Below are 15,771 nucleotides of genomic sequence, written 5' to 3'. Positions count from 1 at the left end.
TTTGCAACTTTAAGACTTAATTAAATAATTCTTAATTGTTGTTTGATGCTTTTCATATCTGTTTTGTGAACTAGCGCTGAATGTGTCAAAGCTAATTTACGTTTTTTAGATTTTTTAGTCAAGATATGACTTTTAAAAGCATGCTTTCTTTTAATCTTTCCAGAACCAGTAACTTTAAAACGTTTCTTGGCGCTAGATTTGGTTTTCATTTTAGGCATTTTTTCCTAGTATTTTAATTTATTCTTACTTACTTATCTTTATTTCAAGTTTAAAGTTTCAGGTTTAAAGTTATAAAACTGTTCACTGAGCACTGTAAACTGAATACTATTTTTTCTTCTTCGGAGCAATGAACATAATCATTCTCTTTCCTTCCAGAACTGGCATCGCTTCTACTTTACCAAATTCTTCAAGATCTGTTGCTAATCTTAATAATAAGATTTGACCTTGATCTTTGTAAATGATTGAACGCCCTTTAAAGAATACGAACGCTTTTAGTTTCGCGCCTTCTTTTAAGAATTTTTCAGCATTCTTTCTTTTAAACTCATAATCATGCTCATCTGTTTGAGGTCCAAAACGAATTTCCTTAACGACTACTTGCGTAGATTTCGCCTTTAGGATTTTATCACGTTTCTTTTGCTCGTAAACAAATTTTTTGTAATCCATTATTTTACAAACTGGAGGTTCTGCATTAGGAGAAATTTCTACTAAATCCAGTTCAAATTGATCCGCTAATCGTAAAGCTTCCGAAAGTTTAAAAACTCCAGGTTCGATATTTTCACCTACAAGTCTTACTTCTTGTACACCACGAATAAGGTTATTTATTCTGTGTGCATCCTTTTTTTCTACGCGAGGTTGATAACCTCTGTTGCTTCTTATTGCTATGACTTTATAATTTAAGTTAAACTGTAAATACTTTTAATGTTTTGCTGATTTCTTCGTTTACAATAGCAACAAATTCTTCTATTGTAACGGTGATATTTCCTTTTCCTTCTTGTCCATGACGACGGATAGAGATCGTACCATTTTTCTCTTCTTCCTCACCTACAATCAACATAAACGGTGTTTTTTGCATTTCGGCATCTCTAATTTTCTTCCCGATTGTCTCGTTTCTATTGTCGATTAGGGCGCGAATTTCGTGATTTTCTAGCAAATCTAAAACTTTTTTCGCATATATTTCATATTTCTCGCTCAAAGACAATATTATAGCTTGTTCAGGAATTAACCAAAGTGGGAAATTTCCTGCTGTGTGCTCTAATAATATAGCTATAAAACGTTCCATAGATCCAAAAGGGGCACGGTGAATCATGACCGGTCTGTGCAGTTCATTGTCAGATCCTTTGTATGTCAAATCAAATCGTTCCGGCAAGTTATAATCTACCTGAATCGTTCCTAATTGCCATTGTCTTCCCAAAGCATCTTTTACCATGAAATCCAATTTTGGACCATAAAAAGCTGCTTCACCATATTCAACTACAGTATTTAAACCTTTATCGGCAGCGGCATTGATAATTGCATTTTCAGCTTTTTCCCAGTTTTCATCTGTACCAATGTACTTATCACGATTTTCCTTATCTCTCAATGAAATTTGAGCTGTAAAGTTTTCAAATCCTAATGAACCAAATACATAAAGTACCAAGTCAATTACTTTTTTGAACTCTTCATCCAGTTGTTCAGGAGTACAAAAAATGTGTGCATCATCCTGAGTAAAACCTCTTACACGAGTTAAACCGTGTAATTCACCACTTTGTTCGTATCTGTAAACCGTTCCAAATTCAGCATAGCGTTTTGGTAAATCTTTGTAGGACCAAGGTCTTACGTTGTAAATTTCACAGTGATGCGGACAGTTCATAGGTTTCAACAAAAACTCTTCTCCTTCAGCGGGAGTGTTTATCGGTTGGAAGCTATCGGCACCGTATTTTGCATAATGTCCAGAAGTTACATACAATTCTTTCTGACCAATATGTGGCGTAACTACTTGCTCGTAACCCGCTTTCTTTTGTGCTTTTTTCAAAAATTGCTCAAGACGATCTCTTAATGCAGCACCTTTTGGTAACCACAATGGTAAACCAGCTCCTACTTTTTGTGAGAAAGCAAAAAGCTCCAGTTCTTTACCTAATTTTCTATGGTCGCGACGTTTTGCTTCTTCCAGTAACTCTAAGTATTCTGTAAGTTCTTTTTGTTTTGGGAATGATGTTCCGTAAACACGAGTCAATTGTTTGTTTTTTTCGTCACCACGCCAGTAGGCTCCGGCCACACTCATAACTTTCATGGCTTTGATTATTCCTGTGTTAGGAATATGGCCACCACGACATAAGTCAGTGAAAGTAGAATGATCACAAAAAGTAATCGTTCCGTCCTCAAGATTCGAAATTAATTCGGTTTTGTAAACGTTGTCTTTGTATAATTCTAATGCATCAGCTTTAGAAACTGGACGTAATTTAAACTCATGTTTTCCTCTTGATATTTCAAGAACTCTGTCTTCAATTTTTTTGAAATCAGCATCGGTGATTTTATGATCTTCAAAATCTACATCGTAATAAAATCCATTAGAAATAGCTGGTCCAAGTGTTAATTTAATCCCAGGATACATTTCTTCAAGAACTTGTGCCATAACATGTGAAGTCGAATGCCAGAAAGCTTTCTTTCCATCAGCATCATTCCAGGTATATAAAGTAAGATTTCCGTCCGTCGTCAAAGGAGTAGTTGTTTCAATAGTTGTACCATTAAAAGATGCAGAAATCACATTTCTGGCAAATCCTTCACTGATGTTTTTTGCAACATCCATCGGAGTTACTTCAGGAGCAAACTCTCTAATTGACCCGTCGGGCAAAGTAATCTTAATCATTGTTTGATATTTTAAGAATGCAAATATAGACCATTACAAAAACACAAACAATATATATGTAAGGTTTGTTAGTCTAAAACTAATAATCTAAAGGGTTTGTAAGAATCAGTGCCGTATTAAAAAATATTTTTGGTCAATTATGCGCCAAACATAATCTGAAAATAGATTAAATAATCTTTCTTGTTTCAAATGCAAGGTGTCAAGTAGTTCCTTTTTTTAGGAAAAAGAACGAGTTTTTATAAATCGATTTTCTTTAATTCTTTATAATTGGCATATAATTTACGCAATAAAGTGCCGTATAATACTCTGTAAAACAGCCATAATAAACCGAATAATGCAATGCTAAAAATACTTAAGACGGCTATGGTTATAGCCATAACTTTACTGTTGCCATTAATTTGATTTTTCAAAGTATCCATTTCAGGATTATAAGCAAAAGCAATTATAAAACCAATGATCAAACTAAAAACAAGCATCGCTAAATTATACCAAACATAATATTGAACCGTTTTCCGGGTTTTGAGGATGTCTTGCATCAATTGCTTGGTTGATGCTGTGGTCGAAATTAGAATATAGTTTTTGTAAAACAAATAAATAAAAATCAAAATAACAGCGTAGTTAAAGTAGTTTAAGACTTCAAAATAGCCAATTAATTCTGCATGTTTTATTTTTTCTAAATACTCATTAGAGTCAAAGCAAACGCTAAGACAGGTCCATAACAATACCTCCAAAATGCTTATAATCAAAATCCATTTCACAATCGAAGATGATTTTTTATGAATCATTTTATAAATCTCGATTTCCGATACCTGCTCAAAAGAGTTATCACTCTTCTGCCAGTCTTTTTTTAATAAATCCAGCTCTTTCATATTCCTAATGGATTTAATATTTTCTTTAATTTTCCTTTTATTCTATTCATTTTCACCCTTGCATTTACTTCGCTAATTCCCAGTGTTTCTGATATTTCCTGGTAATCCTTATCTTCCAGATACATAAATATCAACGCCTTTTCAATATCATTCAACTGGTAAACCGCTTTGTACATTAATTTTAATTGTTCCTCTTCTTCATAATCATATTCCACATCATTCAGGAAATGTTGTCGTCCTTCAAATTCGATAGTATTTATGGATCTTTTTGTTTTTCGGTACAAAGTAATCGCCGTATTTAATGCGACTCGATATGCCCAAGTAGAAAATTTGCTGTCACCCCTGAATTTTGGAAAAGCCTTCCACAACTGAATCGTAATTTCCTGAAACAAATCCTTGTGAGCATCGTCGCCGTTAGTATACAACCTACAAATCTTGTGGATTATATTCTGATTTTCCTGCAACTGCTTAACAAAAGAATGTTCTAGATTATCACTCATATATACGTTAGTAAGTCAAAAATGGTTTTTGTTACAAATTAAGGAATAAAATAATACTTCTCAAACTTGTCATTGCTAGGTACGAAGCAATCAGGAGCACAACACTAATCATTTCATAATTAAGACTCGTCCCGCTGTACATTGCAATCTTTCTAGTCCTGAACTTGTTTCAGGATCCTGAAACAAGTTCAGGACTAGAAAGGATTTCCATTACCATCGGGGCTAATTTACACGTTTATTTTTTAGAAGATCATTTCCAAAGAAAACAATAATTTCGATACTATTTGATGAAATTCAACAATAGAAAACTTTGTATCTTTGATTCTTAGCAACTTTGAATCTTTTTTATAAAAACATGAACATTCCAAATTCAACTTTACCCAGAATAGTAATAATTGGCGGAGGTTTCGCGGGAATCGCATTAGCCAAAAAACTAAAAAATAAAAAAGTTCAAGTTGTTCTTCTAGACAAACACAATTACCATACTTTCCAACCTTTATTATATCAAGTTGCTACAGGCGGTCTTGAAGCCGGTTCCATAGCATATCCCATCCGAAAAGTAATTCAGGAATACGATGACGTTTATTTTAGGCTCACCAACGTTCAGGAAATAGACACTAAAAATCAAAAAATTATCACTGAAATTGGTGAATTGAGTTATGATTATCTGGTGATTGCCACGGGTTCCAAAACGAATTATTTTGGCAACAAAGAAATCGAGCGCAACAGTATGGCCATGAAAACCATACCGCAATCGCTGAATATTAGAAGTCTGATTCTCGAAAATTTTGAGCAAGCCGTTTTAACCATTGATGTGGCCGAACAAAATAGCCTTATCAATTTTGTACTTGTAGGTGGCGGACCAACAGGAGTAGAGCTTGCAGGAGCTTTGGCCGAAATGAAAAAAGCGATTCTGCAAAAAGATTATCCCGATCTTGATATTGCCAAAATGGAAATCAACTTGATTCAAAGTGGCGATAGAATACTGAATACGATGAGTGAGAAATCCTCTCAAGCTGCCGAAAAATTTCTAACGAGTTTGGGTGTGAAAATCTGGAAAAACGTCCGAGTAACTAATTACGATGGTCGCACGATAACCACAAATTCCGATTTAACCTTTGAAACAGCCACCGTAATCTGGACAGCAGGTGTTCAAGGAGCAATTGTTGCGGGATTGGATGCAAAATCTTTGGTTGAAAAAGTAGAACGTATACGTGTCAATGAATTTAATCAAGTAGCGGGTTATGAAAACATTTTTGCAGTAGGCGATATTGCTTCCATGGAATCCGAAACTTATCCCCAAGGACATCCCATGATGGCGCAACCCGCCATGCAGCAAGGGGAATTATTGGGTGAAAACTTAATAAAATTAATTGAAAACAATTCCATGGAAGCTTTCGAATACAACGACAAAGGCTCGATGGCAACCATAGGAAGAAATAAAGCGGTTGTCGATTTGCCAAAATACCATTTCAGTGGCGTTTTCGCTTGGTTTGTCTGGATGTTTGTACACTTGTTTTCCCTTATTGGATTCAAAAATAAAGCCGTCGTATTCCTGAATTGGGTCTACAATTACATCCGTTTTGATCGGGAAGGAAGATTAATCATTAGACCTTACAAAAAGAAAAGTTTCACTACTTTTACGAGTGATGAAGTATAGAAAATGATGAGTTATGAGTTATGAATGATAAGTTTTAAGGTCTTGTTCATGACTCATCATTTATAACTCTTTTTCTTTGTAATAATTCACCATCAAATTCACAAATTTGCTGTAGCCTTCCATGCCGTCTTTTTGTTGGTTTACTTTCAGGAATTGGTCGTAAAAAGCATGGAAACCTTTGTCGATAATCGTTTCGTATTGCTTCCAGAAATGTTCACTTTCTTTATAATTTTTCAAAATACCGGGATTTACAGTTTTTAATAATTCTTTAAAAATAGCCTCGTCTCGTGCTTGCCAATTCCCTAAACAATAGCGTAAAGCCATGCTGTAACCTGAATATTGAATGTATAAATCATCATTTTTTACAGAAGCTAAAAACCCAATAAAGTTGCATTCACTTTCACTTGCGTAACCCATCTGATGCGCCATTTCATGATTCGTGGTCATAGAGAAACTGTACATTGGACCCAAATAATTAACCTGCGCTTCATTGGTAAACGGATTGAGATAACCTCCAAAACCCATATAGGTCAAAGGCAAACTAATCAGTGATTTCTTGGTGCTTAGCTTTGAATAGGAGAAATAAGGATGTTCAACAGATAAGTTTTTGTATCCATTCAGACTCATTTCAAAAACCTGTTCTTGTGAATAAGGAAATGCCACTTTCAAGCTGTCGTTTTTTGTGATTTGGTAATGAACATCATTGGTTTTAGCAATTATTTTTTTAGTGAAAGCCAATAAATCAGCATCCGAATAGTCTTTTTGAATTTCCATTTTTTCAAAAAGCGGTTCACGGTAATAATTTAGCGCCCAAAGGACATGGAACAAAAAGTAAAAAACAGAAACAAAACTCAGTATACTCAAAATAGTGTCTTTCCATTCGGATTTCCAAGTTTTTCGTTTGTTCCAAATCCATTTTAAAATAAATAAAATAAGAATGAAATAGAGAAAGTCACCCACAGAAAAAGGAATTCCACCCAAAACACTTCTTGAAAACAACGAAAGTATCGGATAAAAACCATTGCTGTACCAGTCTTCTATCTGTTCCGGGTAAAAGGGAATTATTTGCAAAAGCAGAATTTGGATTAATAGGAAGGAGGAAAGGAAATATTTTGTTTTCAATGTTTGAATTTTGGAAATGTAAATATAATTACAATATCAATTACTATCATACCGAATTTAAACTTTGTAACTTTGGGACTTGTAAATGTTAAACCTCAAACAAAAATAAATGAGTCAGGAAATAAGAAATCTGGAACCAAAAGCTCTTTGGAACAAGTTTGCCGATTTGAATGCTGTACCTCGCCCTTCTAAAAAAGAAGAGCGTGTGATTGCGTTCATGAAAAACTTTGGCGAAAGCCTTGGATTAGAGACTTTCGAAGATGAAATTCGCAACGTAATCATCCGCAAACCGGCAACTGCTGGAATGGAAAACCGAAAAGCAATCGTGCTTCAAGGACATTTGGATATGGTGCATCAAAAAAATTCGGATACCGTTTTTGATTTTGATACACAAGGAATCGATATGTATGTAGATGGGGATTGGGTACGTGCTCGCGGAACCACTCTTGGTGCTGATAACGGTCTTGGAGTTGCGGCTATCATGGCAATTTTAGAAAGTACTGATATTCCGCATCCTGCTATTGAAGCTTTGTTTACCATTGACGAAGAAACAGGAATGACAGGAGCGTTGAACTTAAAAGGAGGTATTTTGCAAGGTCAAATCCTTTTGAATATGGATACTGAAGAAGATGATGAAATCGACATTGGTTGTGCTGGAGGAATTGATGTGACGGCTTCTGCTGAGTATGATGAAGAAGGAACTCCGGAAGGATCAGTAGGATATACGATTACCGTAAAAGGATTGAAAGGTGGACATTCTGGAATGGATATTCACAAAGGTTTGGGTAACGCCAATAAAATAATGAACCGATTATTGTTTGATGGTTTTGATAATTTTGGTTTGCAGATTTCTGAAATAAAAGGAGGAAGTTTACGTAATGCGATTCCTCGTGAAAGTCAGGCAAAAGTAATTATTGCAGAAGTGTATGATGAAGCTTTCGTTTTTGACATGCAGCAAATTGTAAATGAAATCAAAACAGAGTTTAAAACAACGGAACCAAATTTAGAAGTTGTTTTTGAGAAAATGGAGGCAACTCCTGATAAAGTAATGCCTACAATTGCTCAGTTTTACTTTGTAAGATCGATGTATACTGCTCACAACGGAGTATACAGAATGAGTGCTGATTTTGACGATTTAGTAGAAACATCAAATAACATTGCCAAAGTAATTGTTGGAGACGGACAACTTTCAGTACAATGTTTAACGCGGTCTTCTGTTGAAACATCTAAATTTGATTTGGCTAATGCGTTGCGATCTGCTTTTGAATTAATGGGTTGTGAAGTGGAATTTTCAGGTTCATATCCTGGTTGGACACCAAATTCAGAATCAGAGATCTTGGATGTTTTAGTTCCAATTTACGAAAAACAAAACGGTGAAAAACCAAAAGTAGTTGCGTGTCACGCAGGATTAGAATGTGGAATTCTAGGAACTAATTATCCAGATATGGATATGATTTCTTTTGGACCAACGATTCACGGTGCACATTCCCCTGATGAAAGAGCTAGTATTTCTTCTTCTCAGAAATTCTGGAAATTTGTGTTGGAAATTTTAGCGAATATTCCGGTGAAATAGTATTCAGTTATTGAAAAAATGGTCAGTGTTCAGTTGTTTAGGAGTCAGTATTTATAACTGAACACTTCTTTTTAAACTGAACACTGACCATTAATTATTAGTCTCTTTTCGGAGCGTTCTTCTTGTCTCTCTTTTCTTCTTTCTTTTCTTTAGCCGTTTTCAAAGGCTCTTTTTTCGCAGTTTTTTTTGCGTCTTGACTTTTTGCCATGATATAGATATTTAGGTTATGTTTTTAATTCTTGATTCAGGTAAATGTATATAATATTTTTGATTTGTTTTAAATATTATTTTAAAAAATCCCCATCGATGATTAATAATTCAACGCCATTAGCTTCTATAGACCGATGCGAACTTTCATTGTCTGAGACTATATAAGTCATTCCTTTAGAAAGTAGAACTTTTTCTCCAGATTCTAATTCACTAATAAAATCTCCTTCAAGACAATGTACAATATGGCCTTTCTGACACCAGTGGTCTGCTAGATACCCTTTGGAATACGTTACTTTGCGAATTCTAAGTCCATCTAATTGTTTTGTTTGCCAATGCGCAATTCCTGTTGTGCCGATATGTTCGGTTTTTTCTATTGAATCCCAATCAATAGTTTGAAAAGGTATATTAGACATATATTTTACTTTTTAAATTGTTGAAATTTTGATTTAAATGGTATCACTCCAAAATAAAATTCCCCAATTTCTTTTAGAATTGAGGAATTTTTTAATTTGTAAATCTTAAAAATAGATTTTATTTTTTCTTTAAAACTTTATATTCTTCATAACAGCCGCTGATAGCGTCCATAATCTGTAAGTCGTTGGCTGTTTTTATAAATGATTCCGAGTAGTTGCAACGTTGAAGAATTTCTGGGATTTCATTTTTGTCAATACCTAAAAGTACGGCTATAGTTTCTCTGTCAAATTTTGATTCCAGAAGATTACGCACCGTATCATCTTTCTTCATTTCTTTGAGTTTTTTGAGCTCTTTTGGATTGTTTCCAAAGAAGTTATACAACATATCCGCTGGATTAAAGATAGAACCAAGAACTCTTCCAAAGGCATTTGGAGAATATTCACCCGCTTCATATCCTTGTGTTAAACCTGAAATACTGTAACGATAGTTTTCTTTTACGGGAATAATTTTGGTATCTACTTCAAGATATCCGGTAAGATTAAATGGTCTTATTACGACTTCTTCTAATGCAATAGCTTTTTCGGTAAGTTGTATTTTAGTGCTTTTATTTTTGATCCAATCATTAGTTACCCTAACGCGAAGGGATTGAAATCCCAGACTAGTGATGTGAAGTGTGTCGTTTACTTGAACGTCTATCTCAAAAAATCCTCCTGAATCGGTTGTCGCACCTCTAACTTTATTGATGTTAATGATATTTACGCTAGATAAAGGTTGTCTGGTAGTATTGCTGATGATGATACCATCAACTTTTTGGGAGGCTTCTTTAACTTGCGCAAAAGCGCTTACGGACAGTACTAAAAAAAAGAAAACTACAAAATATTTCATAAACTGATTTAAGACTTTAAAAGTAATAAAACAGGATTAAATATTTTGTAGTTCCAGTATATAATTATAAGAAAATTAACAATGAATGTTAGTCTCTTCTTGGTCTTCTTGGTCTTGGTGAATCACCAAAGCTTTCAGAACGTCTAGGTGCTCTATCAGACGAACCTTCAGTTCTAGGTCTGTCAGATGAAAAACCACCTTCTCTTCTTGGAGCAGCACTTCTAGAATCGCTTCTTCCACCAAATCCACCTTCTCTAGGAGCTGAATTTCTGTCGCTTCTGAAACCACCTCCACCAGAACCTTCTCTTCTTGGTGCAAAACTACCTTCTCTTCTTGGAGCTGAACTTCTTCCGCCACCAAAACTTCCACCAGAACTTCTTCCGTTATGGTCACGTCTTCCGCCACCATCGTTTTTAGAAATTTCAACATTGATTCTACGTCCTTCTAATTGTACGTTGTTCAATATTTCCATTACTTTATCAGTATGCTCAGGATCAGTGTTAAAGAAAGAGAAACCTTCTTTTACATCTACTTTGAAAACGTCATCACGACCTAAGTCTAATGTTTCTTTCAAGTAATCTTTCAATGACATCCAATCAAAGTTATCTCTTGAACCTATGTTCACAAAATATCTTGTTGCACCACCATTGTTATTTTCTCTTGGAGCACCATCTCTATCGTCACGCTCACGTCTTTCAGAACCTGAAGATTGATTAGAAATATCTCTTGTTTTCTTGTAGTAATTGATAAAACGGTTAAATTCAACCGATACCATTTTCTTGATTAATTCTTCTTTAGATAAATCTTCAAGTACGCTATTAATTGCAGGAAGGTAAGTGTCAATTTCATGATCAACTTCCGTATCTTTAATTTTAGTTGCTAAGTGTAATAATTGGATTTCGCAGATTTCAATTCCAGATGGGATTGTTTTTTCTTCAAATTTTTGCTTGATGATTCTTTCAATTGAAGAAATCTTACGCAATTCACTTTTAGTTACAATTACAATAGATGTACCTAATTTTCCAGCACGACCAGTACGACCTGAACGGTGATTGTACGTTTCGATTTCGTCAGGTAATTGATAGTTTACTACGTGAGTAATGTTATCAACGTCAATTCCACGAGCAGCTACGTCAGTCGCTACAAGCATTTGAATTTGTCTTCCTCTAAAAGATTTCATTACACCATCACGTTGCGCTTGAGATAAATCTCCGTGCAATGCGGCAGCGCTATATCCATCTTCAACCAGTTTTTCAGCAACAGCTTGCGTATCTCTTTTGGTACGGCAAAAAACTACTGAGAAAATGTCTGGGTTAGAATCAGCTAAACGTTTCAAAGCTTCGTAACGGTCACGTGCATTTACAAGGTAAAATTCGTGAGAAACGGTAGCAGAACCTGAATTTTTAGCTCCAACTGTAATTTCAATTGGGTCAGTCATGAATTGTTTTCCAATACGTGCTACTTCAGCAGGCATTGTTGCAGAGAATAACCATGTGTTTTTTTCGTCTGGCGTAGTAGAAAGGATGTTTACGATATCTTCGTAGAAACCCATGTTCAACATTTCGTCAGCTTCGTCAAGAATACAATAGTTGATTTGAGAAATGTTTACCAAACCTCTATTAATCATGTCTTGCATTCTTCCTGGAGTTGCCACAATAATTTGCGCGCCTCTCTTTATGTCTCTCGCTTGTTCTGTAATGCTAGCTCCACCGTAAACTGCTACCACATTAATACCTTTTTCGTATTTAGAGTAGTTTTTAATTTCGTTGGTAATCTGCAAACAAAGTTCGCGTGTTGGAGATAAAATTAATGCCTGTGTGTTTCTGTTGTTGACATCAATTTTCTGAATAACTGGAAAACCAAAAGCTGCCGTTTTCCCTGTCCCTGTCTGAGCCAACGCAACCATATCTGTATCTTTTTCCAATAATAGGGGAATCGCTTTCTCCTGTACTTCGGTCGGATTTTCAAATCCTAGATCTAAAATCGCCTTCAGTAACGATTCACTCAATCCTAATTGTTCAAATTTATTCATATGTATTTTTAAAATAGGGTGCAAAATTACTGTTTATAATTCATATAAACTAATGCTATTTTAAGATTTAATGATTTATTATAATTTGATTATCAGAAAGTTATATTTTTAATTACAAATTTCAGGTTCCGGATTAGGCAATTGTGTGTGAAATTATGACTTGAAATATAATTTTTTGTTATAAAATGTTGTATTCAATCATTATTTAGACTTTTTCAAAAAAGCGATCAATTCTTGTGTTGCCTTTCCTCTATGACTTATTTTATTTTTTACGTCTAATGATAATTGGGCGAATGTTTCAGTAAATCCTTCTGGCTGAAAAATAGGATCGTAGCCAAAACCTTGAGTTCCAATTTTTTCCAAAGTAATCTCACCTTTTGCAATTCCTGTAAAAAGATGTTGCTCTCCTTTTAAATTTAACGCAATCACGGTTTTAAATTGGGCTGCTCTATTATTTTTAACGGATAGATTAACTAATAATTTATTCATATTATCATCTGCATTGCGTTGTTCGCCAGCATAACGTGCGGAGAAAACTCCTGGTTCACCATTCAAAGCAACCACTTCAAGTCCTGTGTCATCAGCAAAACAATCAAATCCGTATTTTTGCGTAACATAATTTGCTTTTTGGATAGCATTGCCTTCAATAGTGTCAGCTGTTTCTGGAATATCTTCAAAACAGCCAATGCTCTCTAAGCTAACAATGGTGATAGATTCAGGAAGGATGCTTTGTAACTCGTGGATTTTATTTTTATTATTAGAAGCGAAAACGATTTGCATTTTTTTTAGTTTTAATTTTCAAATATACATTTTCTGCTAATTAAGGATAGTGCCAAACAATTTTTTATTTATGCGATTATATATTTTGCAAGGTGTTGAAGGGGTAAGTTTCTCAAAATGAGAAGAATTACGTTTAAATGAACATATTAAATTTTAGTTAAAATATTGATATTCAGTAATTTAAATGTTTTATAATTGTATCTTTGAATGTGGTTTTGATTGATCACTTGAATAATTTACCAGTTTGTGGTGATAATATTCAGATACTCAATTATACTGAACGGTAGCGTTGATAATGGTAAATCGAAACTAACAATTGGAGGTCTTTTATGAGACCTCCTTTTTTTGCAAAATATTTTCTGAAACAGTTTTAGAAAATACACAGTGGTTAAAAAGCTTCTATGTAATTAAAAATCAGTATGTTAATAATTAGTTAGACTACTGTGCGTTAGTTTTTTATGTTTAAAAATAGTTGTATCTTTGGGTATGGTTTTGGTTTATTGTTGAATATATCCATCTGCAAAGAGAAGAGTATTTAATAGTTAGTAGTGTCGAAAGATATATACCGATAACAACAAACCAAAGTCCATATCTGGAGGCCCTTTAAAAAGGCCTCCTTTTTTTGTTTATTACCCTAAATAACATTCTCATATTAAATTTTTATTGAAACAGTTTAAAAAGCTATGTTTTCAGATTTCTTTTCAAAATCAAATTTTCAAAATCAAATAAAGGAAACAAAAAAAACATTAATTTAATAATTTAAATAAAAGTTAAAATATTGATTTTCAATTAGTTTAATTAAAAATAGTTGTATATTTGAATGTGATTCTGATTAATTACTTGGGATGTTAATCTTATAATGAGATTGATAACTCATAATTGACTCTATCAGTAACGGTATGAGTTAGTATTGGTAAATCAGAATCGACAATTGGAGGACTCTCAAGGTCCTCCTTTTTTTTATTGTTTAAATTAAAATTTCCTCTTTATATAGAAACTGATAGTAATACGTTAATTACGTGTTAAAATATTGATTTTTAATTATTTATGTATTTTAAAATCTTAAATTTATATGTGGTTTTGATTAATTACTTGAGTTATCCATCTTGCAATAAGATCCGGTCATTCAATAATCAGCTATACATAAAAGTATGAGTTGATAATGGTAAATCAGAATCAACAATTGGAGGGCTGTAAAAGTCCTCCTTTTTTTTGGGATTAAGTTTAATGTTTGGTGACACTTTTTAAGTTATCAGGAAAATATAAATCAGATAAATGAGTAAATTCATCCCCGCGCATAAAAATATTGATATCTACTTCATCGAAGCTTTTTTTGCCTGCGGCTGCAAGAAGTTCATTGGCAGAATGTAAAGTATTTTTGTGAAAATGAAAAACGCGTTCCGCTTTATCAGTCACCACTAATCCTTTCATCAGCATTTTATTTTGCGTTGCAACTCCCGTAGGACATTCATTATTGTTGCATCGCAAGGCTTGGATACAACCCAAAGAAAACATAAAACCACGCGCACTGTTACAAATGTCAGCACCTAGAGCAACTGCTCTTAGTATTGAATATCCTGAGATGATTTTGCCACTGCTAATAATGCGGATTTTGTCCCTAATTCCAAAACGGACTAACGTTTTATTTACAAAAATAAGTCCTGGTTCTAATGGCATTCCTACGCCATCAGCAAATTCTAATGGTGCAGCGCCTGTTCCTCCTTCGGCACCATCAATAGTGATAAAATCGGGATAGCAGTTTTGCATAATCATTTCTTGGCAAATCATTTCGAATTCCCGAGTCTCTCCAATGCATAATTTAAAACCAATTGGCTTTCCATTAGATAACTTACGTAATGTTGCTATGAAATCAATTAAACCTTTAATGTCTTGAAAAGCCGAATGACTTGGTGGCGAAAGAATTGTTGTATGAGGTAAAACACCTCTTATTTTAGCAATTTGCATTGTGTTTTTTGCAGCAGGCAAAACACCTCCGTGACCTGGTTTTGCACCTTGTGATAACTTGATTTCTATCATTTTTACTTCTGGTAGATTAGCTTTTTCAGCAAATCTTCCTCCATCAAAACCACCCCTGTCATCACGACAACCAAAATATCCTGTCCCTATTTGCCAGCATATATCACCTCCTTGTTGATGGAATTCAGTTAGTCCTCCTTCTCCGGTATTGTGATAGAATTTTCCTTGTTGAGCACCTTTGTTGAGTGCTACTATTGCATTTTCGCTTAATGAACCAAAACTCATTGCCGAAATGTTTAATAACGAGGCTGAGTATGGTTGGGTACAATCTGGTCCGCCAATTATAACACGAGGAAGTTCTTCATTGACTGTTGCCGGGAAAATAGAATGTTTTATTCCTTCATAATGTGGGTCATTCAGATTAAGTTGTGTTCCAAACGGTGTTGTCGAATCAATATTTTTGGCTCTTTGATATACAAGGGAACGTTCGTTTCTTGAAAAAGGTTTGCCGTCAGTGGAGCGTTCTATGAAATATTGTTGAATCTCAGGCGCTATCATTTCAAATAGATACCTGAAATAACCTAAAACAGGAAAATTTCTTAAAATAGCATGTTTGTGCTGCATAGTATTGGCAAAACCAACAACTAATAGCAAAATCAATAGCAGCATTAGCAGCAGCCCTTTTTGGAAAAAGAAATAAATGACAGCTGTAGTAAGTAGTGCGGATATTCCGATAAAGAAAAATTTTTGTCTCATTGTAAAAGTTGTTTCAGCCCGTAAAATACTATTATTATTAAATATTTTGGACTTTTGTCACTGTTATTTAAAAGTAATTGTTTTAATTCACCAAAAAAATAATTTTTAATTTGGAAGCTGTTTCTAAAACCAAAGATTTTTTTTTACC

The 15,771-nt window shown here is 34.2% G+C and carries 13 protein-coding genes; 2 read left to right on the top strand and 11 right to left on the bottom strand.

Annotation, left to right across the window (positions count from 1 at the left end; genetic code table 11):
* Nucleotides 1-20 precede the first annotated feature (20 nt).
* The 5 genes from rpmI to IWX80_RS00955 form a co-directional block, all read right to left on the bottom strand.
* Nucleotides 21-218 carry a 50S ribosomal protein L35 gene (gene rpmI, locus IWX80_RS00975; RefSeq protein WP_022827375.1) on the bottom strand — a complete coding sequence of 66 codons (198 nt, stop codon included), beginning with the start codon at nucleotides 216-218 and terminating at the stop codon, nucleotides 21-23.
* A gap of 106 nt (nucleotides 219-324) precedes the next feature.
* Nucleotides 325-882 (bottom strand): translation initiation factor IF-3, encoded by a 558-nt coding sequence (infC, locus tag IWX80_RS00970; protein WP_379852977.1) that lies wholly within the window; start codon nucleotides 880-882, stop codon nucleotides 325-327.
* A 16-nt stretch (nucleotides 883-898) separates the two neighbouring features.
* Nucleotides 899-2,845: a threonine--tRNA ligase gene (gene thrS / locus IWX80_RS00965; protein ID WP_196851794.1), complete on the bottom strand. Its 1,947-nt coding sequence runs from the start codon at nucleotides 2,843-2,845 to the stop codon at nucleotides 899-901.
* Nucleotides 2,846-3,081: 236 nt separating this feature from the next.
* Nucleotides 3,082-3,714 (bottom strand): hypothetical protein, encoded by a 633-nt coding sequence (locus tag IWX80_RS00960; protein ID WP_196851793.1) that lies wholly within the window; start codon nucleotides 3,712-3,714, stop codon nucleotides 3,082-3,084.
* Nucleotides 3,711-4,214 (bottom strand): RNA polymerase sigma factor, encoded by a 504-nt coding sequence (locus IWX80_RS00955; RefSeq protein WP_091171887.1) that lies wholly within the window; start codon nucleotides 4,212-4,214, stop codon nucleotides 3,711-3,713. Before IWX80_RS00955 ends, IWX80_RS00960 begins: the two co-directional genes overlap by 4 nt.
* A gap of 355 nt (nucleotides 4,215-4,569) precedes the next feature.
* Here IWX80_RS00955 and IWX80_RS00950 point away from each other — a divergent pair, with 355 nt between their 5' ends.
* Nucleotides 4,570-5,874: an NAD(P)/FAD-dependent oxidoreductase gene (locus tag IWX80_RS00950; RefSeq protein ID WP_196851792.1), complete on the top strand. Its 1,305-nt coding sequence runs from the start codon at nucleotides 4,570-4,572 to the stop codon at nucleotides 5,872-5,874.
* 60 nt (nucleotides 5,875-5,934) lie between these two features.
* On the opposite strand, the gene IWX80_RS00945 is transcribed toward IWX80_RS00950, so the two are convergent.
* Nucleotides 5,935-6,996 (bottom strand): DUF3810 domain-containing protein, encoded by a 1,062-nt coding sequence (locus tag IWX80_RS00945; RefSeq protein WP_196851791.1) that lies wholly within the window; start codon nucleotides 6,994-6,996, stop codon nucleotides 5,935-5,937.
* A 109-nt stretch (nucleotides 6,997-7,105) separates the two neighbouring features.
* Here IWX80_RS00945 and IWX80_RS00940 point away from each other — a divergent pair, with 109 nt between their 5' ends.
* Nucleotides 7,106-8,569, top strand: a complete 1,464-nt coding sequence (locus IWX80_RS00940; protein ID WP_196851790.1) for an aminoacyl-histidine dipeptidase — start codon at nucleotides 7,106-7,108, stop codon at nucleotides 8,567-8,569.
* Nucleotides 8,570-8,853: 284 nt separating this feature from the next.
* Here the strand turns inward: IWX80_RS00940 and IWX80_RS00935 are convergent, their stop codons facing one another.
* The 5 genes from IWX80_RS00935 to IWX80_RS00915 all read right to left on the bottom strand — a co-directional run bounded on the left by IWX80_RS00935 (nucleotide 8,854) and on the right by IWX80_RS00915 (nucleotide 15,623).
* The gene (locus IWX80_RS00935; RefSeq protein ID WP_196851789.1) at nucleotides 8,854-9,192 is read right to left on the bottom strand and encodes a DHCW motif cupin fold protein; all 339 of its coding nucleotides are present in this window, start codon (nucleotides 9,190-9,192) and stop codon (nucleotides 8,854-8,856) included.
* Between the two features lie 118 nt (nucleotides 9,193-9,310).
* Nucleotides 9,311-10,078 (bottom strand): carboxypeptidase-like regulatory domain-containing protein, encoded by a 768-nt coding sequence (locus tag IWX80_RS00930; protein WP_196851788.1) that lies wholly within the window; start codon nucleotides 10,076-10,078, stop codon nucleotides 9,311-9,313.
* Nucleotides 10,079-10,166: 88 nt separating this feature from the next.
* On the bottom strand, nucleotides 10,167-12,110 hold the full coding sequence (locus IWX80_RS00925; protein WP_196851787.1) for a DEAD/DEAH box helicase: 1,944 nt from the start codon (nucleotides 12,108-12,110) through the stop codon (nucleotides 10,167-10,169).
* 201 nt (nucleotides 12,111-12,311) lie between these two features.
* Nucleotides 12,312-12,890, bottom strand: a complete 579-nt coding sequence (locus IWX80_RS00920; RefSeq protein ID WP_196851786.1) for a non-canonical purine NTP diphosphatase — start codon at nucleotides 12,888-12,890, stop codon at nucleotides 12,312-12,314.
* Nucleotides 12,891-14,114: 1,224 nt separating this feature from the next.
* Entirely contained in the window at nucleotides 14,115-15,623 is a 1,509-nt protein-coding gene (locus IWX80_RS00915) for an FMN-binding glutamate synthase family protein (protein WP_196851785.1), read from the bottom strand.
* Nucleotides 15,624-15,771: the final 148 nt, after the last annotated feature.

This window comes from Flavobacterium sp. CAN_S2 (assembly GCF_015752255.1).
Classification (GTDB): domain Bacteria; phylum Bacteroidota; class Bacteroidia; order Flavobacteriales; family Flavobacteriaceae; genus Flavobacterium.
Note: the sequence above shows the minus strand (reverse complement) of the source record. Positions and strands in the feature narration are given on the sequence as shown.